This window comes from Mycobacterium novum (assembly GCF_010726505.1).
GTDB lineage: Bacteria > Actinomycetota > Actinomycetes > Mycobacteriales > Mycobacteriaceae > Mycobacterium > Mycobacterium algericum.
Genome location: NZ_AP022562.1, coordinates 4,385,108 through 4,405,616, shown reverse-complemented (window position 1 = coordinate 4,405,616; position 20,509 = coordinate 4,385,108). Strand labels below are relative to the sequence as shown.

Genomic DNA, 20,509 nt, shown 5'->3' with positions numbered 1-20,509 from the left:
AGCTGAACCCGCCAGAGCGGGAATCCCGGGCTGCCGGCGCCCGCCGGCGCGATGCTGATCCGAGCCGCTCCGGCGACGGCCCGCCGCCCCCCGACCGACATCGGCGCGCCGGCCTGGTTCCGTGCGCGCCGCGGGGCGCCCGGGTGAGAAGATGGCGACGCGCACGCCGATCAGCGGCCGTTGCCGATGTGGACGTGAGACGGTATCAAGCTATGCAGAACCTCAGCTACCTGACTTATGAAGAGTTCGGGCGGAAGTTCTTCGAGATCGCGGTCACCGAAGAACGCGTGGCAGCTGCGTTCGCCGCGATCGCCGGTGATGAGTTCGAGATGCCCCCGATGCGGCAGGGGCCGGGCGGGATCGCCCGGGTCAGCGCGAAGGTGCGGATCCAACAGCCCCGGGTGGCTCGCGGCCTGGGTGATCTGCTCACGTTCGCCATCCACATTCCGCTGGTGATCGACCTGCTCATCGACCTGCGCCTGGACAAGCAGCGGTTCACCGTGGCCGGTGACATCGCGCTGCGGGCCACGGCTCGAGCCGCCGAACCGTTGCTGCTGATCATCGACGTACCGAAACCGCGGCCGTCCGACATCACCGTGGAGGTGTCGTCGACGTCCATCCGAGGTGAGCTGCTGCGGATCTTCGCCGGGGTCGACGGGGAGATCCGACGGTTCATCGCCAGCTATGTCGCCGACGAGATCGAGAGCCCGCAGTCGCAGCAAGCACAGGTCATCGACGTCGCCGAGCGGCTGGACTCGGCCTGGACGGGCGTCTGACCGGGCGCCGAGGGCCGGGCCGGCCCGCCCCTGGCTACGGGTGGGGTATCGCGGGGATGGCAGGAATCGCCGGGATCGCCGGAATGGCGGGAATGGCGGGAATGGCGGGAACGGCGGGAACGGCAGGCGCTGACGGAACCCGGGGTGCCGCCGGCGCGGGTGCGGGCGTCGCCCCGCCCTGCGGCGCGGGGTGCTCGACGGCAGGTGCCGCACTGGTCAGCGGGGCCTCCGGGACGACGGTCTGTTCCGGCACGGCTTCGTCGGGGGCAATCGGTGTCATCGGGGCCAGCGGAGCGCTGGGCGCGGTGGTGACCTCGCCGTAGCCCCCGTCGTCTGAATCGTTCTCGCAGTCACCGCAGGCGGTCGCCACCGCGCCCACCGCGATCCCTGCCACCACCACCGACAGGACTGACTTTCCGATACCGCGATTCCGCATGGCTGCTCCCGTCGCTCGGTTGACTGGATCTACCCTACGACGGCCCGGCCGACGCGCGGGTTACAGCGTCTGCCGGTAGCCGAAGAACTCGTGATCCTCGTTGTAGCCGCCGTAGCCGCCGCCGACCTCGCGGAAGTGCTCGACGAACTCGATCCCCTTGAGCCACTTGACCATTTTGAAGCCGTGCTGCAATTCGTTACGTAGCCGCAGCGGCGCTCCGTGGCCGTAGCTGAGCGGTTCGTCGTTCATTCGGTACGCCAGCATCGTCAGGTGGTGCTCCATCTGCTCGATGGCGTGGACGTCGTAGTAAAGCCCGCCCTCGGAACCGGGCGCCATGGAATAGAACACCACCCACTTGGCCTCCGGCAGTGGGCTGACGATGTCGAGGACGGTCTTCATCGCCACGCCGCCCCACTTGGCCACCCCCGACCACCCCTGGATGCAGAAGTGCTGGGTGATCTGCTCGTGGTAGGGCAGGGCCTTCAGTTCGTCCAGCGAGAAATCCCTCGGGTGCTCCACCAATCCGTAGACGTGCAGCCGCCAGTCGGCGAAATCCCCGGCGAACATCTCCTTGTACTCGACGGTCTCGGGGTAGGTGCCGTTGTGCCAGAAGTGCGGGGAGATGTGTTCCTCGGTGAAACCGCCGGGTTCGGGGTTGACGTGCTCGAACAGTCGCTGCAGCGGGCCGATCAGTGCGTAGCCGACCCGCTGCACCACCCGCGGATGCCGGTAGGTGAACGGGGTTGCCCACACCCAGGCGAGGGCGGTCACCGCCATCGCCACGGCGAAGACCCAGAAACCGGCGAGACCGGAACCGTCCCGAGCGGCGAACATGTGGTTGAAGTTGCGCACCGCATCGGTGGCGAACACCAACGTCACATGCACCAGGATGAACACCAGGAAGTAGGCCATCACCAAGAAATGCAGCGAACGGGCCAGCTGGATGCTCAGCCGCTTGCTGATGCGCGTCAGCCGCATGGACACCGCTGGGCTCATCCCGATCCCGGTGATCACAGCTGCCGGCGCGGCGATGAACACGGTGGTGAAGTACGCGAGCTGCTGCAGGCCGTTGTAGGCCACCCAGCCGTTGTCGTCGGGCCAGTCCAGCGACAGGTACTGGATGCCCACCGACAACGCGTCGGGGAAGACGGCCCAACTGGTCGGCACGAGGTGGCGCCAATGCCCGGTGGTGAACAGCAGCGCGTAGAACACCGCACCGTTGGCCAGCCACAACACGTCCGCGCCGAGATGCCACCAGCGGGCCAGCCCGATGGCGTGGCGGATCCCGGGCAGGCCGAGTTGGTCGGGCAGGCCCACCGAGTCTTGTTTGGCCGTCCACATCGGGTCCTTCGGGACCGGCCCGGCGATGCGGAACCACTCATCGGTGTCCGGGGTGGCGTTGCGGCTGAAGTACAACCGCGGATGGTCGGCCAGGATCTGGATGCCCGACCGGACGATGAACGTCATCAGGAAAAGATTGAAGAAATGCTGCCAGCCGGCCCAGGCGGGTATTCCCGCGGCTCCGCCGGTCGCGAGGGTACCGGGGTAACGGTGGACGAAGGCGCCGACCGCCGGGAAACCCACCAGGTACCTCGCCACCGCGACAGCGATAACCAGTGCCGCGAAACCAATTGGGAGCAACCACAATAGGTTGAACCATCGGTTTCGGCCGACGCGCAGCCGCGGAGCGGTGGCCATCTTCTCGCCCAGGCCGCCCGCCCAGGTCTCGGGGTCGACGACGTGGTGTGCCGGTGTGAGCTCGTCGCGGTCGCTCGCCAGTGCCGTGCGACCGGTGTGGTGGTTCTCGTCAACGTCTGCCATGACCCGATTCCTCGCCTGATCCGTCAATAAAAATGATTATGATGCGGAATATTAATCGGCGGGGCTGCGAGCTGGATGGGGATTCGATGCCGGGTCCCTGAAGGCGTCGGCGAACCGGCGTCGAACGCACGAAAGGGGCCGGACCCCGACGGGCCGGCCCCTTCCGTGCGGTGGGGAAACGTCAGATCGTCTGGTGGCGACCGAAGAACTTGTGGTCTTCGCTGTAGCCGCCGTGACCGCTGCCGATCTCCTTGTAGGACGCCACGAACTCGATGCCCTTGATCCACTTGACCAGCTTGTAGCCGTGCTGCAACTCGTTGCGCAGCCGCAGCGGGCGACCGTGCATGTAGGGCAGCGGCTCGTCGTTCATGTTGTAGGCGAGCATCGACATGTGATGCCACATCTGGTCCACCGGGTGCGCGTTGTAGTAGATACCGCCGGTGGCGCCCAGGCCCATCGAGTAGAACACCACCCATTTCGCCTCGGGTAGTGGCTTGACGATCTCCATGATCGTCGACATCTGCACGCCACCCCACTTGGCCACCCCGGACCAGGCCTGCACGCAGAAGTGTTGGGTGATCTGGTCGTGGTAGGGCAGCGCCTTGAGGTCTTCCAGGCTGAATTCCATCGGGTTCTCGACCAACCCGTACACCTTGAGCCGCCAGTCCTTGAAGTCGCTGGCCTCGTGCTCCTTGTACTCGACGGTCTCGGGCAGCCGACCGTTGCGCCAGTGGAACGGCGAGATGTCGTCCTCGGTGAAGGTGCCGGGCTTGGGGTTGAGCTTCTCCAGCGAACGCTGGAAGGGCCCGATCAGGGCGAAGCCCACCTTCTGCACCACCCGCGGGTATTTGATCGTGAGCGGGGTCGCGGCGAACCAGGCGACGATGCACACCGCGGCGGCCGCGCAGAAGACATAGAAGCCCGTGGCGCTGTGGCATCCCGGCTCGGCGCCTTCGACACAACCGCGCGCGGCGAACATGTGGTTGAGATTGTCGAACGCGTCGGTGGCGAACACCATCGTGACGTGGACCAGGATGAACATCAGGAAGTAGACCAGCACCAAGAAGTGCAGTGAGCGTGCCACCTGGATGTTGAGCCGCAGGTGCTTGCTGATCAGCCCGAGGCGCTGGGACAGCGCCGGCGACATGCCCAGGCCGGTGATCACCGCGGCCGGGGCGGCGACGAACACCGTGACGAAGTAGGAGATCAGCTGCAGCGCGTTGTAGTTGGTCCAGGTATGGTCGTCGGGCCAGTTCAACGACATGTACTGGATCATCACCGAAGCGGCGTGCGGGAAGACGTCCCAGCTGGTGGGGATGATCCGGCGCCATTGGTCGGTGCTGAACAGCAGGACGTAGAACACCGCGCCGTTGAGCAGCCACAGCACGTCCAGGCCCAGGTGCCACCAGCGGGCCAGCCCGATCGAATGCCGGAAGCCCGGCAGCCCGAAGTGGCGCGGCAGCGCGACGGTGTCGGCGTTGGCCGTCCAGTACGGGTCGTCCGGGACCGGGGGGCCCACCCGCAGCCATTCGTCTTTACCGGGCGTCGAGTTGCGGCTGAAGTACAGCCGCGGGTGGTCGCAGAGAATTTGGATTCCGGACCGGATGATGAACATCATCATGAACAGGTTGAAAAAGTGCGTCCAGCCGAGCCACGCGGGCAGCCCGCTTTCGACCTTCGTCGACGGCATGCTGCCGGGGTATTCGGCGATGAACTCCTCCACACCGGGGATGTTGCGGATACCCTTGCCGGCCGCGATCGCCGTGAGCAGCCCGACGAAGCCGATCGGAATCAGCCACAACAGGTTCAACCACCTGTCGCGGCCGATCCGCAGGTGCGGGGCGATCGCCCGCCGGGACAGGTCGAAACCGCCCCCGTATGTCTCGACGTCGACGGTGTCGTCGTGATTCTTGTGAATCTCGGTGCGGTAGCCCTGCTCCAGCTCCAGTTCGACGTCCACGACGTCGGTGGGGTAGTTCACGCGGTGAGTGGTCTCTTCCGTCGCTGGTGAAGTGGCCGGCCCCCGAGGGTCGAGCTGGCCCTCAGCGCCCTGTCCGTCGATCGTCGTCACGCCCGCGACAGTACAACCGTCGGCGTCGTGGGCCGCCGCTCTGACACCAAATGCACAGGTTCTTAGCAGCAACCTCGGACCTGCAGATGCGTCCCGCGGGGCGCGGGTCGCGGCCGCGGATGCGGTTTTGACCCGCGAGCCCGTCACCGGCCCGGATTCCCGAGTCGGCGGCTTTCGATCGGCACGATTTTTTCCGGGAGCGGATCCGGGTTCCGGCCGGGCGGCGCGCCGTTGCGCTCAGGTGTATCTCGCGCGTAACTGACCGTTCACCTGACGCGCTCATAATCCGAGTCAGAATCGCGGACCCGAATTCGCCATCGCTGCCGGATTGCAATCTGCGCGGGGGGCGGTCGCTGCGCAACACGGCTAGCATGCGCAGTGGAGAAACTTGTGATCAGGCAGGGGTAGATGACGACCAATATGGCACCGGAACGGCGTCGTAGCCGGCCAGTCCGATCGGCGGGGGTTGGGGCGCACCGTGGCTGACGAACAGCGGGGGCCCGGTTACGGCCTGGGGTTGTCGACACGTACCCAGATGACCGGGTATCAGTTCCTGGCGCGGCGGACCGCGATGGCGTTGACCCGCTGGCAGGTTCGGATGGAAGTCGAACCCGGCCGGCGCCAAGCGCTGGCCGTGGTCGCCTCGGTGTCGGCGGCCTCGGTCATCTGTCTGGGTGCGCTGCTGTGGTCGTTTCTGAGCCCATCGGGTCAACTGAACGAATCGCCCATCATCGCCGACCGCGACTCCGGGGCGCTGTATGTGCGGGTCGGCGACACCTTATATCCGGCACTGAATTTGGCATCGGCCCGGCTGATCGCCGGTCGCGCCGACAATCCGCACAAAGTGCGCTCGGCGCAGATCGCCGAGCAGCCGCACGGCCCGCTGGTCGGTATCCCGGGCGCGCCGTCGGACATTCTGCCGACTTCACCGTCGTCGTCGTCGTGGTTGATCTGCGACACCGTGGCCAACGTGCAGGGGGTCGGAGCGCCGTCGCCGGTCACGGTGACGGTGATCGACGGCAGCCCGGACCTCAACTCCCGCCGCCGGGTGCTCGACGGCCCGGACGCCGTCGTGCTGCGCTACAACGACGAGTCGTGGGTCGTTCGGCAGGGCCGGCGCTCGCGTATCGATGCCGCCGACCGGGCGGTGCTGTTGCCGCTGGGCCTCACCCCCGAACAGGTCGAGCATGCGCGGCCGATGAGTCAGGCGCTCTTCGACGCGTTGCCGGTCGGCCCGGAGCTGGCGGTGCCGTTCGTCCCGGAGGCCGGCCGCCCGCCGGCCTTCCCCAACGCCCCCGGGCCGGTTGGAACCGTCTTCACCACGCCGCAATTGGCTGGGCCGCAGCAGTATTCGGTGGTGCTCATGGACGGCGTGCAGACGGTGTCGTCGGTGGTGGCGCGCATCCTGCAGAACGCCGGGGCGACTGCGGGCGGCGCACCGGTGGTGGTGGCGCCGCCGGAGCTGGCGAAGATGCCGGTGGTCACCGGGCTGGACCTGTCGGCCTACCCGGAAGGACCGCTCAAGGTCGTCGACATGAAGGAGAACCCGTCCACGTGCTGGTGGTGGGAGCGGTCCAGTGGTGACAGCCGGGCCCGGGTCCAGGTGGTGTCCGGCCCCACGATTCCCGTGCCGCAGAAGCAGATCAACCGGGTGGTGTCGCTGGTGAAGACCAATAACAACAACATGCCGCAGGCCGACCGGGTCTACTTCGGTCCGGGCTACGGCAACTTCGTCGCGGTGACCGGCAACGATCCAGACGCCTCCACGCGGGAATCGCTGTGGTGGCTGTCTGCCTCGGGGGTGCGTTTCGGGGTGCCCGGCGACGATGAGCGCAAGGCGCTGGGGCTGGTCAGCGAGCCCGCACTGGCACCGTCGGTGGCGTTGCGCCTGCTGGCGCACGGCCCGACGCTGTCCCGCCAGGACGCCCTGGTACGTCATGACACCCTGCCGACCGATATGAGCCCTGCAGAATTGGCGGTGCCCAAGTGAAACGTGGATTCGCCCGGCCGACGCCGGAACGCGCTCCGGTGGTCAAGCCGGAGAACATCGTCTTGCCCACGCCGCTGAGCGTGCCGCCGCCGGAAGGCAAGCCGTGGTGGCTGGTGGTGGTCGGGGTGTTGGTCGTCGGCCTGCTGGTCGGCATGGTCTCGATGACCGTGGCCAACGGCTCCCGGATGTTCCTGGGCGCCGGCGCCATCTTCCCGATCTTCATGATCGGCGGCATCGCGATGATGATGTTCGGCGGCCGCTTCGGCGGTGGCGCCCAGCAACTGAGCCGTCCCAAGCTCGACGCGATGCGCGCCCAGTTCATGCTCATGCTGGACCGGCTGCGCGAGTCGGCCGCAGAGTCCGCAGACAGCATGGACGCCAACTACCGGTGGTACCACCCGGCGCCCTCCACGCTTTCCGCGGCGGTCGGGTCGTCGCGGATGTGGGAGCGTCAACCCAACGGCAAAGACCTCAACTTCGGGCTGGCCCGGGTCGGGGTGGGCATGACGCGGCCCGAGGTCACCTGGGGTGAGCCGCAGAATATGCCGACCGACATCGAGCTCGAACCGGTGACCGGAAAGGCGCTGCAGGAGTTCGGGCGCTACCAGAGCGTGGTCTACAACCTGCCCAAGATGGTCTCGCTGTTGGTCGAGCCCTGGTATTCACTGGTCGGCGACCGTGAGCACGTGCTCGGGCTGATGCGTGCCATCATCTGCCAGTTCGCCTTCTCCCACGGGCCCGACCACCTGCGGATGGTCGTCGTCACTTCCGATGTGGAGCAGTGGGATTGGGTGAAATGGCTGCCGCACTTCGGCGACCCCCGCCGGCAGGACGCCGCCGGTAACGCCCGCATGGTGTACGGCTCGGTGCGCGACTTCGCCACCGAACACGCCGACCTGTTCTCCGGGCGCGGCTCCTTCATGCCGCGGCACGCCAGCTCGTCGGCGGAGACGCCGACGCCGCACCACCTGATCGTCGTCGACGGCGTCGATCCGCAATGGGAGTACGTCAACACCACCGAGGGCATCGACGGCGTCACGTTCTTCGACCTGACCGGCGCCCCGGAGTGGCGAGGGGTGTCACAGCGGGTGCTGCGCTTCGACGACAAGGGCATCATCAACGCCCTGCCGCGCGACCGCGACACCTGGATGGTCATCGACGACAACGAGTGGTTCTTCGCCCTGGCCGATCAGCTCAGCCTGACCGACGCCGAGCAGTTCGCGCAGCGGATGGCGCACTGGCGGCTCGCCGAGGCCTACGAAGAGATCGGCCAGCGCGTGACGCACCACATCGGGGCTCGCGACATCCTCTCCTACTACGGCATCGAGGATGCCGGCCGCATCGACTTCAACCAGCTGTGGACGAGCCGGCAGAACGAGGGCAGCCGGGCTCGGTTGCGCGTCCCGTTCGGCAACCGCTCCGACAACGGCGAGCTGCTGTTCCTCGACATGAAGTCACTGGACGAGGGGGGCGACGGCCCGCACGGCGTCATGTCGGGAACCACCGGCTCGGGTAAGTCGACGCTGGTGCGCACCGTGATCGAGTCGCTGCTGTTGGGGCATTCGCCCGACGAGCTGCAATTCGTGCTGGCCGACCTCAAGGGTGGTTCGGCGGTCAAGCCGTTCTCCGGGGTGCCGCACGTGTCGCGGATCATCACCGACCTGGAAGATGACCAGGCGCTGATGGAGCGCTTCCTGGAAGCCATGTGGGGCGAGATCGCCCGCCGCAAGTCGATGTGTGATAGCGCGGGCGTCGACGGCGCCAAGGAGTACAACGAGATCCGGTCCCGGATGGCCGCCCGCGGGGACCACAGTCTGCCGCCGCTGCCGATGCTCGTCGTGGTGATCGACGAGTTCTACGAGTGGTTCCGCATCATGCCGACGGCGGTGGAGGTGCTGGACTCGATCGGCCGGCAGGGCCGCGCCTACTGGGTGCACCTGATGATGGCATCGCAGACCATCGAGAGCCGCGCCGAGAAGCTGATGGAGAACATGGGCTACCGGCTGGTGCTCAAGGCGCAGACGGCCGGTGCCGCACAGGCCGCCGGCGTGCCGAACGCGGTGAACCTGCCGGGCAAGGCGGGCCTGGGCTATTTCCGCAAGAGCGGCGAAGAGGTCATCCGCTTCCAGGCCGAGTTCCTGTGGCGCGACTATCAGCGCGGCGGCATTCTCGACGACGAACAGCTGCCGCAGGTGCACTCCATCGACTACATCCGGCCGCAGCTGTTCACCACCGCGTTCACCCCGCTGGAGGTGAGCGTGAGCGGCACCGAACTCGAAGCGGCCGACGAGATGCCGGCCATCACCGCCACCCCCGCCGAGGAGCCCGCCGCCGAGGAAGAGGACTGGATCCGGATTCCCAAGGTGGGCACGGTGATCATCGATCAGCTGCGCCAGATCGATTTCGAGCCGTATCGGCTGTGGCAGCCGCCGCTGGACGACCCGGTGGCCGTCGACGACCTGGTGAACCGCTACCTGGGCCACCCGTGGCAGGAGAACTACGGTACCCGCCGAGACCTGGTGTTCCCCATCGGTGTCATCGACCGGCCGTTCAAGCACGACCAGCCACCGTGGACGGTGGACACCTCCGGGCCCGGCGCCAACGTGCTGATCCTGGGGGCCGGCGGTGCCGGCAAGACGACGGCGCTGCAGACGCTGATCTCCGCGGCGGCGCTGACCCACACCCCCGAGCAGGTCCAGTTCTACTGCCTGGCCTACAGCGGCACCGCGCTGACCACGGTCGCCACCCTGCCGCACGTGGGCAGTGTCTGCGGGCCGACGGACCCCGACGGGGTCCGGCGCACGGTGGCCGAACTGCTGGCGCTGGTGCGCACCCGCAAGCGCAGCTTCCTCGAGAACGATGTGGCCTCGATGGATGTCTTCCGGCGTCGCAAGTTCGACGGCGCCCCCGGAAGCGTGCCCAACGACGGTTTCGGTGACGTCTACCTGGTGGTCGACAACTACCGTGCGCTGTCCGAGGACAACGAGGTGCTCGTCGAACAGGTCAACCAGATCATCAACCAGGGCCCCTCGTTCGGCGTGCACGTGGTCGTGACCGCCGACCGCGAGTCGGAGCTGCGGCCCCCGGTCCGAAGCGGCTTCGGGTCCCGGGTCGAGCTGCGGCTGGCTGCGGTGGAGGACGCCAAGTTGGTGCGTTCCCGGTTCGCCAAGGACGTCCCGGTCAAACCGGGCCGGGGCATGGTCGCGGTCAACTACGTGCGCCTGGACAGCGACCCCCAGTCCGGTCTGCACACGTTGATCGCCCGGCCTGCGATGGCCGACACCGACCATCACGTATTCGAGTCCGACAGCGTGGGCGCCGCGGTCAGCCAGGTGGCGGTGGGCCGGGTGCGCCCGGTGCGGCGGCTGCCGGCGCGGTTCGGGCTGGACGAGGTGCGGGCCGTCGCGGCCAACGACCAGCGCGAAGGCGTCGGGGCCGGCGGTATCGCGTGGGCCATCTCCGAACTCGACCTGCAGCCGGTCTATCTGAACTTCGCCGAGAACGGGCACCTGATGGTGACTGGGCGCCGCGAATCCGGCAAGACCACCACGCTGGCGACCATCATGAGTGAGATCGAGCGGCTGTACGCGCCCGGCTCCAGCACCGCGCCGCCCACCACGCAGCGGTCGGCGCAGGTGTGGCTGATCGACCCCCGTCGGCAGCTGCTGACCACCCTGGGCTCGGACTACGTGGAGAAGTTCGCCTACAACATGGACGGCGCGGTGGCGCTCATCAACGAGCTGGCCGCCACGCTGGCCAACCGTGAGCCGCCGCCGGGTCTGTCGGCCGAGGAACTGCTGTCGCGTACCTGGTGGAGCGGGCCGGACATCTTCTTGATCATCGACGACATCCAGCAGTTCCCGCCTGGATTCGACTCACCGTTCCAGAAGGCCGCCCCCTGGGTGACCCGCGCGGCCGACGTGGGCCTGCACGTGATCGCCACCCGGACCTTCGGCGGCTGGTCGTCGGCCGGTAGTGATCCGCTGCTGCGGGCGCTGCACCAGGCCAATGCGCCGCTGCTGGTGATGGATGCCGACCCGGACGAGGGCTTCATCCGCGGCAAGATGAAGGGCGGTCCGCTGCCCCGCGGACGTGGCCTGCTGATGGCCGAGGACACCGGGGTGTTCGTGCAGGTCGCCGCCACGGAGCTGCGGCGGGCACCGACCCAGGAACGTACCGCCGCGCCGGTGCGCTGAGCTGCCCCGTCGCGACAACCGCCGTGGCGTCCGTAACGGCGCCGCGGCGGTTGCTGGCGGCGGAACTTTCAGCAGCGCCGCCGGCAATTCGCCGCGGCCAGATTTAAACGGCGGGCCTCGTTGCGGCCACTGCGGCGAGACGCCCGCGGACCCACTCCGCAGGTGAATTACAGTCTCGTGTTTCGGCAGGTCGTCGCTGTTTTGTGTGCCGCGCCACTCCTCGCGGGCCCCACCAGATGAACAGTTGCTGTCGGCAGGTGAACAGTAGGCATAATCGGCCGTTTCGGCCTTTCCGAGCCTTTAAGCTTTGTGGCGGAAAGATTGCTGACAGCGATCCGAGGAGGATTGTCAATGTCGTTCGTGAACACGCAACCGGAGGCGCTCGCCGCCGCTGCGGGGAACCTGAGCGGTATCGGATCAGCGCTCAACGCGCAGAACGCCGCTGCTGCGGCCCCGACCACCGGTGTGGTCCCGGCCGCCGCCGACGAGGTCTCGGCGTTGACCGCTGCGCAGTTCGCCGCCCACGCGACGATGTACCAGCAGGTGAGCGCTCAGGCCGCGGCGATCCACGAGATGTTCGTCGCGACCCTCAACAACAGCGCCACCTCCTATGCAGCCACCGAGGCGGCCAACGCGGCTTCGGCCGGCTGAGCGGATTGAACGAGCAGGAGTGACGGCCATGCCGGCGACCTAAGACAACGACGTCAACCAACCGACCGACGAACTTCAGACAAGGAGAGACAAGTGGCAACACGTTTTATGACCGACCCGGATGCGATGCGGGCGATGGCGGGGCGTTTCGACGTTCACGCGCAGACGGTGGAGGATGAGGCGCGCCGGATGTGGGCGTCGTCGACCAACATCTCCGGTGCGGGGTGGGGTGGTCTGGCCGAGCGGACCTCGATGGACACCATGGGTCAGATGCAGACGGCGTTTCGCAACATCGTGAACATGCTGCACGGGGTGCGCGATGGGTTGATCCGTGACGCCAACCACTACGAGCAGCAGGAAGCTGCTTCCCAGCAGATCCTGTCGAGCTAGAAGGAGAACCACAGATGAGCATCAACTACCAGTTCGGTGATGTGAATGCCCACGGTGCGTTGATCCGTGCTCAGGCTGCCTCGTTGGAGGCCGAGCACCAGGCGATCGTGCATGACGTGTTGGCGGCCGGGGATTTCTGGGGTGGCGCCGGTTCGGTGGCCTGCCAGGAGTTCGTGGCGCAGTTGGGCCGCAATTTCGCGGTGATCTACGAGCAGGCCAACGCCCACGGTCAGAAGGTGCAGACCGCCGGCAACAACATGGCCAACACCGACGCCTCCGTCGGCTCCAGCTGGGCCTGACCGACCCGCAATCCGCAGCGCGGCAGCACACCGACCCACCGGTGTGCTGCCGCGTGCTGCAATTGGTGGGATGGTGGCAGGCGTTCCCACGCCGCAGCGTGATCCAATAGCCAAGTACGTCGGCAAAGGTAGAGGAGGGTAGTGATGGATCCGAGCACCCGCACAGACATCACCGTCAACGTCGAGGGTTTCTGGCTGCTGCAAGCGCTGCTGGATATTCGCCACGTTGCCCCCGAATTGCGTTGCCGACCCTACGTTTCCACCGATTCGAACGATTGGCTGTCGGAACATCCCGGCATGGCCGTGATGCGTGAGCAGGGCATCGTCGTCGACGACCAGGTCAACGAGACCGTCGCCGCCCGGATGAAGGTGCTGGCCGCGCCCGACCTCGAGGTGGTCGCCCTGCTGTCGCTGGGCAAGCTGCGCTACGGCGTCATCGACGACGAAGACCAGCCGCCCGGCACCCGCGACATCCCGGACAACGAGTTCCGCGTGCTGCTGGCGCGGCGCGGCGAGCACTGGGTATCGGCGGTGCGGGTCGGCACCGACATCACCGTCGACGACGTCTCGGTGACCGATGCCGCCTCGATCGCCGCGCTGGTGATCGACGGCATGGAATCCATCCACCACGCCGACCCGGCGCAGATCACCGCGGTCAACGTGCCGATGGAGGAGATGCTCGAGGCGACTCAGAGCTGGCAGGACTCCGGCTTCAACATCTTCACCGGGGGAGACCTGCGCCGGATGGGGATCAGCGCTGCCACCGTCGCAGCGCTGGGCCAGGCGCTGTCCGAGCCGGCTGCGGAGGCCGCGGTGTACGCGCGGCAATACCGCGATGACGCCAAGGGCCCGAGCGCGTCGGTGCTGTCGCTCAAAGACGGATCCGGCGGCCGGATCGCGCTTTATCAGCAGGCGCGCACCGCCGGATCGGGCGAAGCGTGGCTGGCGATCTGCCCGGCCACCCCGCAACTGGTTCAGGTGGGTGTCAAAACCGTGCTCGACACCCTGCCCTACGGCGCCTGGAAAACGCACCGGAGGGTCTAACCGGTGCACCGGGACTACCGGCACCGAAATGTCGTGTGACGCACCGGGAAATTGCCGGTAAACGCCAATCGTGCGAATAACATGCATTGCCTTTAGAATTGGACAGACTTTGAAATGACAAATTGCGAGGCGGCAGCTATGGGTTCAGTATTCGTCGATCAGGGGGTGCGGCCATGACCACGGCGATCGAAGCACCGCAGCCGGGCGGTGAAGTCGCGACGTCCGCGCCGCGTGCGGTGGTGGTCGGCGTCATGGCCGGCGACGGTGTCCAGATCGGGACGCTGCTGGACGCCGACGCGCCCGTGTCGGTGATGCTGGACCCGCTGCTCAAGGTGATCAACGGCCGGCTGGCCGAGCTCGATGAGCCCACCCTGCAGGCCGACGGACGCGGCCGCTGGGTGCTGTGCCTGGTCGACGGCACGGCGCTGCGGCCGAACCAGTCGCTGACCGAACAGGACGTCTACGACGGCGACCGGCTGTGGCTGCGGTTCATCGAGGACCGGGAGCGGCGTTCACCGGTCATCGAACACATCTCCACGGCGGTATCGGTGAACCTGGCCAAGCGGTTCGCCCCGGTCAATGCGGTGACCGCGGTGCGCGTCGGGGTGTCGACCCTGGCGCTGGGCGTGCTGTTGGCGACCGGACTGCTCGCCGCTTGGCGCGTCCAGCACGACAACTGGCTGACGGCCGGATTCAGTGCGGGGCTGGCGCTACTGGTGCTGATCGCCGCCGCGCTGATCCTGATCCAGGCGCGCAACGCCTCCGACCGGTGGGCCGGCGACATGCTGCTGTCCAGCGGGCTGGTTCCGCTGGTTGTGGCCGCCGCGGCAGCGGTGCCCGGCGAGGTCGGCGCGGCGCAGGCTGCGCTGGGCTTCGGCGTCGCCGGCATCGCCGCACTGTCGGTCATTCGCCTCACCGGACGGCAGCTGGCCGCCTACTCGGCCGTCACCGTCATCAGCGCGGCGGTGATGTTCGCCGGCGTCCTGCGGATGCTGTTCCTGACCGGGGCGGTGACCCTCATGGCGTGCGTGTACCTGGCCTGTGTGCTCGCCTACCAGTGGGCACCGTCGCTGTCGCGGTGGCTCGCCGGGCTGCGCCTGCCGGTCTTCCCGTCGGCGACGAGTCGTTGGGTGTTCGAGGCTCGTCCCGACCTGCCCACCACGGTGGTGAGCAAGCCCGGCGCCGCGCCGTCCCTGGAGGGGCCGGAGTCGGTCCGCGAGGTGGTGCTGCGCGCCGAGCGGGCACGATCCTTCCTGACCGGCCTGCTCACCGGGCTGGGCGTGTTGATCGCGGTGTGTGTCACCGGCCTGTGCGACCCGCACTCGGACCGATCGTGGCTGCCGTTGCTGCTGGCCGGTCTGACGGCAGGGTTCCTGGTGCTGCGAGGCCGTTCCTTCCGGGACCGGTGGCAGGCGGTCACGGTGACGCTGACCGGCCTGGTGATCGTTGCCGCGGTGGTGGTGCGCTTCGTGGTGGTGCTGTGGACGCCCACGACGCTGGTGGTCGGGGCGGCGGTGCTGGTACTGGTGCCGATGTTCGGGCTGTTGTCCGCGGTGATCGTGCCCAACACCATCTACAGTCCGCTGTTCCGCAAGTTCGTCGAGTGGATCGAATACCTGTGCCTGATGCCGTTGTTCCCGTTGGCGCTGTGGTTGATGAATACCTATGAAGCGATCCGGTACCGGTAGGGGCGTGCGTCGGCTGCAGCGCACCGCGGCGGCCGGTGCCGCGATGATCATGATGGCCAGCGGCTCACTGGCCGGGATGCCGGTCGCCGGTGCGATCGAACGGCCCGGCATCGACCCCGGAGCGTTGCCGCCGGACGGTCCGCCCGGGCCGCCGCAGACGATGCGGCAGACCTCGTACTGCACCGAGGTCGGCGTGTTGCCCGACACCGACTTCCGGGTGCAGCCGGCCTACATGGACATGCTCAACCTGCCGGAGGCCTGGAAGTTCAGCCGTGGCGGCGGAGTGAGCGTCGCGGTCATCGACACCGGGGTGACTCCCCACCCGCGGATGCCGAACCTCATCGGTGGCGGCGACTACGTGATGGCGGGCGGGGACGGGTTGTCGGACTGTGACGCGCACGGCACCCTGGTGGCGTCGCTGATCGCTGCGCTGCCGGACAACGGGGTGACCCCGCTGCCGCCGCCACGCCAGACCCGGCGACCGCCGTCGGTTCCCACCAACGAACCCTCGCCACCGCCACCGGTGCCGCAGACGACGATCATGGTGATGCCGCCGCCCCCGGCGCCGCCACCACCGCCGGCAGAGGGGGAGGAACCGGGCAACGGTCCGCCCGCCCAGCATCCCGCGCCGGCCCCCCCGCCTGCGCCCGCCCCGCCGCCGGCTCCGGCTCCGGGACCCGCTCCCGGTCCGGCTCCCGGTCCTGCCAATGGTGCGGCGTCGTCCACCCACACCACCGACGCCGGAACCGTGCGATCGGCGGGCTCTGCCGGGCGGGCGCGCATCGCCCCGGTCGACTTCCGCGCGCCGAAGGCACCACCGCCGCCGGGGCCGGCGCCCGACGCGTTCAGCGGGGTGGCCCCCGATGTGCAACTGATCTCGATCCGGCAGAACAGCCAGGCATTCGGCCCCAAGGAGCCGTTCGGCGACGGGCAGGATCCGCAGCTGCGGGAGAAGACCGACGGCATCCGCACCATGGCGCGAGCGATCGTCCACGCCGCCAACATGGGCGCCGGGGTCATCAACATCTCCCACGCCATCTGCATGAACGTGCGCACCCTCATCGATCAGGCCGATCTGGGCGCAGCGGTGCGCTACGCCGCGGTCGAGAAGAACGCGGTGATCGTCGCCGCCGCCGGCGACACGAGTTGGCGCGACTGCAAGCAGAACCCGATCTACAACGCTATGCGGCCCGACGACCCGCGCGACTGGAACGGGGTCAACACCGTGGTGACGCCGGCCTGGTACGACGAGTACGTGCTGACGGTCGGTGCGGTGGATTCGGCAGGAGCGCCACTGGGCAAGACGAGCGTCGCCGGTCCCTGGGTGTCGATCGCCGCACCCGGCACCGACATCGAGGGCCTCTCGCCGCGCGATGACGGGCTGATGAACGCGGTCGACGGCCCGGAGAACTCACTGCTGGTGCCGTCGGGCACCGGTTTCTCGACGGCGATCGTGTCCGGCGTGGCGGCGCTGGTACGGGCCAAATACCCGGAATTGTCGTCGCATCAGGTGATCAACCGGCTGATTCGCACGGCGCGGCCACCGGCACGCGGCGTCGACAACGTGGTGGGTTACGGCATCATTGACCCGGTGGCGGCGCTGACGTGGGATGTTCCCGACGTTGCGCCCCAACCGCCGGAACGGCTGTCGGCGCCGCTGCAGGTGCCGCCGATGCCGCCGGAACGCGACATGACCCCGGCGTGGGTCGCCGGGGCCGGGCTGTTGGCGGCGGTCGCGGCGGCCGGTGTGGCACTGGGAGTGGCAGCATTGCGACGATCACGTAGGAACCGATGAAGGCACAGCACGCAGTAGGTCTGAACCTGTCATGGACGCGGGTGACCATCGTCTTTCTGATCGACATCGGGATACTGGTGCTGGCCGGCCGGTGGCCCGGCGACGAGCAGGTCGCCGTCTACGCATGGTGGTCGGGCGTCGGCGTCGCGGTGCTGGTCGCAATCATCGCGCTGGTCACCTACCGGCAGGTGCCGATCAGCACGATGTGGGCGGCATGGTTCGCCGATCAATTCGCCGACACGGAGACGGCACTGAGCCGCGGCCGCACTCCGGCAGTCGATCATCACCGCCGCTTCGGGCGGGAGCCGATCGGTATGCGCGAGCACCAGGGCCGATTGGTGACGGTGATCGCGGTGGGCGGTCGGCCGGTGCAGGCGACCGGCCGGCATCGACGCGGGTTGGAGCCGGCGGCCCTCCCACTGGAGCGGCTCGCCGGCGGGTTGCGCCAGTTCGACGTGCGATTGGACAGCATCGACATCGTCTCGGTGGGCACCCGCAGTGCGCCCCGTGACAGCGAGGACGTCGACTTCGACGACACCCCGTCGATGCCCGACCACCGGCGGACCTGGCTGGTGCTGCGGATGGACCCGCAGCACAACGTCAACGCGGTGGCGGCACGCGACTCGCTGGCCGCGACCCTGACGGCGGCCACCGAGCGGTTGGCCGAGGAGATCGACGGACGCCTGATCAGTGCGCGACCGCTGCGCGCCGATGAATTCGACGACGTCGACGAGGCCACGCTGGCGGGACTGGAGGCCGCACAACTTTCGCACCGGCTGTTCCGCAATCGGCCGGAGGGCCACGTCACCAATTTCTGGCTGTCACCGGCCGATATCACCGACGAGAACCTCGAGCATCTGTGGTACCCGGAGACCGATGCGACGGTGGTGACGGTCCGGCTCGCCCCGGGGGGCGGCCGGACGACCAGCGTATCGGTGCTGGTGCGGTACCACAGCGCCGGCAAGCTGGGCCGCAACGTGCGCGCCGCACTGAACCGGTTCGTGGGCCGGCGCCAGCTGGAGGCGGTCTGCGCCAGCCTTCCGGCACCCACCTCGCATCCACGCATGCCCGTGCCCGGCCGGGACCTGCAGAACGGCGAACACCTGGTCGTGTCGGTGGATGCGTTGCAGGAGTACGCCGTTCCGGCATCTGGGACGCGGCCGTGACCAGCCCGCAGTCGGCGGCGACCGACGCCCGCAACGCCATGGTGGCCGGGATGCTGGCCTCCGGGATCTCGGTCAACGGGCTGCAGCCGAGCCACAACCCGCAGGTGGCGTTGCAGATGTTCACCACCGCCACCACGATCGACCCGAGCATGTGCGACGCCTGGCTGGCCCGGGTGCTGGCCGGTGACTCCGACATCGAGGTGTTGGCGAACGCCTGGGCGACCGTCCGCACGTTCGGCTGGGAGACGCGCCGACTGGGCTTGTCCGACTTGGAATTCCATCCCGAGGTCTCCGACGGGATGTTCCTGCGGCTGCGGATCACCAGCGTGGAGTCGCTGGCCGCCGCCTACGCCGCCGCGCTGGCCGAAGCCAAGCGCTATGAGGAGGCGGCGAAGCTGCTCGACGGCATCGAGCCGCGCAACCCGTTCGAAACGGAGCTGGTCGGCTACGTGCGCGGCATGCTGTACTTCCGGACCGGCCGCTGGCCCGACGTGCTCAAGCAGTTCCCGGCGGCGGCGCCGTGGCGCCAGCCCGAGCTCAAGGCGGCCGCCGCCGCGATGGCCACCACGGCGCTGGCCTCGCTAGGGGTGTTCGAGGAGGCGACCCGACGGGCCCAGGAGGCCATCGAGGGCGACCGGGTGCCCGGTGCCACCAACGTCGCGCTCTACACCCAGGGCATGTGCATGCGCCACCTCGGCCGTGAAGACGAGGCCGCTGAGTTGCTGCGCCGGGTGTATTCGCGTGACGCGAAGTTCGCGCCTGCCCGCGAGGCCCTGGACAACCTGGACTACCGGCTGATCCTGACCGACCCGGAGACCATCGAGGCCCGCACGGATCCGTGGGACCCGGACAGCGCCCCGACCCGGGAACAGGCCGAGGCGCACCGGCACGCCGAAGAGGCCGCCAGATACCTGGCCGAGGGCGACGCGGAGCTGGCCGCCATGCTCGGCATGGAGCAGGCCAAGCGGGAGATCAAGCTGATCAAGGCGACCACCAAGGTGAACCTGGCGCGTACCAAGATGGGACTGCCCGTCCCGGTGACATCCCGCCACACGCTGTTGCTCGGTCCACCCGGCACCGGCAAGACGTCGGTGGCGCGCGCCTTCACCAAGCAACTGTGCGGTCTGACGGTGCTGCGCAAGCCACTGGTGGTCGAGACCAACCGTTCCAAGCTGCTGGGCCGCTACATGGCCGACGCGGAGAAGAACACCGAGGAACTGCTCGAGGGTGCGCTCGGCGGCGCGGTGTTCTTCGATGAGATGCACACCTTGCACGAACGCGGCTACAGCCAAGGCGACGCCTATGGCAATGCGATCATCAACACGCTGCTGCTCTACATGGAGAACCACCGCGACGAGCTGGTGGTGTTCGGAGCCGGCTACGCCAACGCCATGGACAAGATGCTCGAGGTGAACCAGGGCTTGCGGCGACGGTTCTCGACGGTGATCGAGTTCTACAGCTACACCCCGCCGGAACTGCTGGAACTGACCAAGATGATGGGCGCCGAGAACGAGGACGTGGTCACCGACGAAGCGGTCGAGGGGCTGCTGCCGTCCTACACCAAGTTCTACGCTGACGAAAACTACTCCGAGGACGGCGATCTGATCCGCGGCATCGACGTGCTGGGCAACGCCGGATTCGTACGCAACGTGGTGGAGAAGGCGCGGGACCACCGCAGCTTCCGGCTCGACGACTCCGAACTCGACGCGGTGCTGGCGGGCGACGTCACCGAATTCAGCGACGAATGGCTGCACAAGTTCAAGGAATTGACCCGCGAGGACCTCGCCGAAGGGCTCAGCGCGGCGGTCGCCGAGAAGAAGCCGTCCTGACCCGACAGCATCCCGCCAGCCGATTCACAGTGGCCAGGCCTCCTGTTCGGGTTGACGGCCGGTGCCAGCGGTGCCACCATTGCGCAGATAAGGGGGCCGGTGTCTCACCCCGGCCCGTCGGTATCGGCGGTGTGAGGAGGTGACGACGAGACTTGTGTCCCGGTGATTGTGCCTATCGGGGGTCGCTGAGTGTTTCGATCCGATCCGCCTTCGGCACCGTATCTGATTTCTGAACTGTCCTTGAACCGTGTTGTAGTGAGCCCCACTCCGCGATGACGCCTAACGTTGTCAGCGGGTGCACGCTCGACGCACCCGGTGAACGCCGGTCCTTCGGCGGCCGGCACCTTTCGGAGGAGG

General features: G+C 67.9%; 14 protein-coding genes. 11 read left to right on the top strand and 3 right to left on the bottom strand.

All coding sequences use genetic code 11. The annotated features are described in order from the left end of the window. Nucleotides 1–212 precede the first annotated feature (212 nt). A complete protein-coding gene (locus tag G6N19_RS20715) occupies nt 213–776 on the top strand; it encodes a hypothetical protein (protein ID WP_013828824.1) in 564 nt (187 codons plus the stop codon). A 34-nt stretch (nt 777–810) separates the two neighbouring features. Here the strand turns inward: G6N19_RS20715 and G6N19_RS20710 are convergent, their stop codons facing one another. The 3 genes from G6N19_RS20710 to G6N19_RS20700 all read right to left on the bottom strand — a co-directional run bounded on the left by G6N19_RS20710 (nt 811) and on the right by G6N19_RS20700 (nt 5,014). Continuing rightward, complete coding sequence (locus G6N19_RS20710; protein WP_041317804.1) at nt 811–1,212, bottom strand: hypothetical protein; 402 nt, start codon at nt 1,210–1,212, stop codon at nt 811–813. Between the two features lie 60 nt (nt 1,213–1,272). After that, the gene (locus G6N19_RS20705; RefSeq protein WP_013828826.1) at nt 1,273–3,033 is read right to left on the bottom strand and encodes a molybdopterin-dependent oxidoreductase; all 1,761 of its coding nucleotides are present in this window, start codon (nt 3,031–3,033) and stop codon (nt 1,273–1,275) included. Nucleotides 3,034–3,214: 181 nt separating this feature from the next. Then, nucleotides 3,215–5,014, bottom strand: coding sequence for a molybdopterin-dependent oxidoreductase (locus tag G6N19_RS20700; protein ID WP_013828827.1), 1,800 nt, complete (start codon nt 5,012–5,014; stop codon nt 3,215–3,217). Nucleotides 5,015–5,639: 625 nt separating this feature from the next. On the opposite strand from G6N19_RS20700, the gene eccB reads away from it, so the two are divergent. The 10 genes from eccB to eccA all read left to right on the top strand — a co-directional run bounded on the left by eccB (nt 5,640) and on the right by eccA (nt 20,152). Continuing rightward, the gene (gene eccB, locus G6N19_RS20695) at nt 5,640–7,094 is read left to right on the top strand and encodes a type VII secretion protein EccB (protein WP_013828828.1); all 1,455 of its coding nucleotides are present in this window, start codon (nt 5,640–5,642) and stop codon (nt 7,092–7,094) included. Next, complete coding sequence (eccCa, locus tag G6N19_RS20690; protein WP_193465528.1) at nt 7,091–11,290, top strand: type VII secretion protein EccCa; 4,200 nt, start codon at nt 7,091–7,093, stop codon at nt 11,288–11,290. Before eccB ends, eccCa begins: the two co-directional genes overlap by 4 nt. A gap of 351 nt (nt 11,291–11,641) precedes the next feature. Beyond that, nucleotides 11,642–11,941 (top strand): PE family protein, encoded by a 300-nt coding sequence (locus tag G6N19_RS20685; RefSeq protein ID WP_193465527.1) that lies wholly within the window; start codon nt 11,642–11,644, stop codon nt 11,939–11,941. Nucleotides 11,942–12,034: 93 nt separating this feature from the next. Further along, complete coding sequence (locus G6N19_RS20680; protein ID WP_013827942.1) at nt 12,035–12,331, top strand: WXG100 family type VII secretion target; 297 nt, start codon at nt 12,035–12,037, stop codon at nt 12,329–12,331. A 14-nt stretch (nt 12,332–12,345) separates the two neighbouring features. After that, a complete protein-coding gene (locus tag G6N19_RS20675) occupies nt 12,346–12,630 on the top strand; it encodes a WXG100 family type VII secretion target (protein WP_013827941.1) in 285 nt (94 codons plus the stop codon). A gap of 144 nt (nt 12,631–12,774) precedes the next feature. Beyond that, on the top strand, nt 12,775–13,674 hold the full coding sequence (locus tag G6N19_RS20670; protein ID WP_013828831.1) for an ESX secretion-associated protein EspG: 900 nt from the start codon (nt 12,775–12,777) through the stop codon (nt 13,672–13,674). A 173-nt stretch (nt 13,675–13,847) separates the two neighbouring features. Beyond that, entirely contained in the window at nt 13,848–15,362 is a 1,515-nt protein-coding gene (eccD, locus tag G6N19_RS20665; RefSeq protein ID WP_013828832.1) for a type VII secretion integral membrane protein EccD, read from the top strand. Next, nucleotides 15,340–17,157 carry a S8 family serine peptidase gene (locus G6N19_RS20660; RefSeq protein WP_041317810.1) on the top strand — a complete coding sequence of 606 codons (1,818 nt, stop codon included), beginning with the start codon at nt 15,340–15,342 and terminating at the stop codon, nt 17,155–17,157. Before eccD ends, G6N19_RS20660 begins: the two co-directional genes overlap by 23 nt. Continuing rightward, nucleotides 17,154–18,323 (top strand): type VII secretion protein EccE, encoded by a 1,170-nt coding sequence (gene eccE / locus G6N19_RS20655; RefSeq protein WP_041317813.1) that lies wholly within the window; start codon nt 17,154–17,156, stop codon nt 18,321–18,323. The genes G6N19_RS20660 and eccE overlap by 4 nt, the downstream gene beginning before the upstream one ends. After that, entirely contained in the window at nt 18,320–20,152 is a 1,833-nt protein-coding gene (eccA, locus tag G6N19_RS20650) for a type VII secretion AAA-ATPase EccA (RefSeq protein WP_013828835.1), read from the top strand. The genes eccE and eccA overlap by 4 nt, the downstream gene beginning before the upstream one ends. Nucleotides 20,153–20,509: the final 357 nt, after the last annotated feature.